The organism is Myxococcus sp. AB056 (genome assembly GCF_006547365.1).
In the GTDB taxonomy this organism is placed as follows: domain Bacteria; phylum Myxococcota; class Myxococcia; order Myxococcales; family Myxococcaceae; genus Myxococcus; species Myxococcus virescens.
This window is the reverse complement of record NZ_VHLB01000199.1, coordinates 1-1500: the sequence shown is the minus strand read 5'-3', so window position 1 is coordinate 1500 and position 1500 is coordinate 1. Positions and strand designations below refer to the sequence as shown.

The window sequence follows — 1500 nt, the reverse complement described above, 5'->3', positions numbered from 1 at the left end:
TCCTTCGGCGTGGGCACCTTCCCCGCCGCCTGGAGCAGCAACCGCGCGCACGCCACCGACAGCGCCGCCGAGCTTCCCAGGCCCACCGCCAGCGGCAAGTCCGCCTCCAGCGACACCTTCACCGGCGGCGCGCCCGTCACCTCCGCTGCACGGGCGAACGCCGCCGTGAGCTGCGCCCGCTGCGGGCGGCTGAGCGTGGAGGGCAACGCGAGCTGACACGCCTTCGCGGGCACGGCGCGCGCCGTCACGCCCTGCGACAACGGCCCGGCCAGGGCCGGGTGCCCGTACACGACGCTGTGCTCACCCAACAGGATGACCTTGCCGGCGCCAAAGGCCGACAAGGATTCAGGACGAGGAGCCACGGCGTCAGACCGTGGTGCCGGTCGCGGCCGCGGCATCCTCGGCGGGGAGGCTGGCCAGCAGCTCGCGGGCCTTCTCCACCTTCACGTGGCCCGCCTTCACCAGCAGGTTGGCGATCTTCTCCACCCAGTCGCCCCGCGCGCCCGCCGTCACCGCCACGCAGCGCGCGTGCATCGCCATGTGGCCCTTCTGGATGCCCACGCTGCCCAGCGCCCGGAGCGCCGCGAAGTTCTGCGCCAGGCCCACCGCCGCGAACACCATGGCGAGCTCTCGCACCGACGTCGTCTGCATCAGCTTGAGCGCCATCTGCACGCCCGGGTGGATTTTGATGGGCCCGCCCACCGTCCCCAGCGCCATGGGCAGCTCGATGCGGCCCACCAGGTGGCCCTCTTCCAGGTACCAGGTGGACAGCGGCCGGTACTGCCCGTTGCGGCACGCGAACGCATGCGCGCCCGCTTCAATGGCGCGCCAGTCCTGCCCCGTGGCGATGGCCACCGCGTCAATGCCGTTCATCACGCCCTTGTTGTGCGTGGCCGCGCGGTACGGGTCCGCCTCCGCGAAGCGGCTGGCCTGGGCGATGCCCTCGGCAATCTCCTCGGCCGGCATCTCGAAGTCCGCCAGCAGCGGGATGGGGATGCGGCACATGGCGCGCGCCAGCCGGCGGTCCGCCAGGTTGGAGAGGATGCGCAGGTACACCTTGCCGCCCGTCACCTGCTCGATGAGCGGCGCCACGCCCTCCGCCATGGTGTTGATGAGGTTGGCCCCCATCGCCTCCTGGGCGTCGATGATGAGGTGGACGATGAGCAGCGGCTCGCCGCGCGGCCCTTCCGGGGCCGGCAGCACGCGCACCTCGACGTCCTTCGCCCCGCCGCCACGCGCCACCATGGCCGGGTGGAAGCTGTTGGCCAGCGCGAGAATCTGCTCCTTGTGCGCCAGGATGCGCTCGGTGGCCACCGTCGGGTCGCCGTAGCGCGACACCTGCACCTGGCCAATCATCAGCGACGGGTCGGCTTCACCGATGAAGCCGCCCGCCTCCCGGACAATCTTCGCCGCGAAGGACACCGCCGCCACGACGGAAGGCTCCTCCACCGCCATGGGCACCAGGTAGTCACGTCCGTTGACCTGGAGGTTGAGGCCCAG

2 protein-coding genes are annotated in these 1500 nt (G+C 71.7%); both read right to left on the bottom strand.

All coding sequences use genetic code 11. The features are described 5' to 3' along the window. Positions 1-362: mevalonate kinase (locus FMP39_RS37105; protein WP_368667093.1), on the bottom strand; the 362-nt coding region annotated here is incomplete at its 3' end. A gap of 4 nt (positions 363-366) precedes the next feature. Then, a partial coding sequence (locus FMP39_RS37100; protein ID WP_141594692.1) for a hydroxymethylglutaryl-CoA reductase, degradative occupies positions 367-1500 on the bottom strand: 1134 nt, incomplete at its 5' end.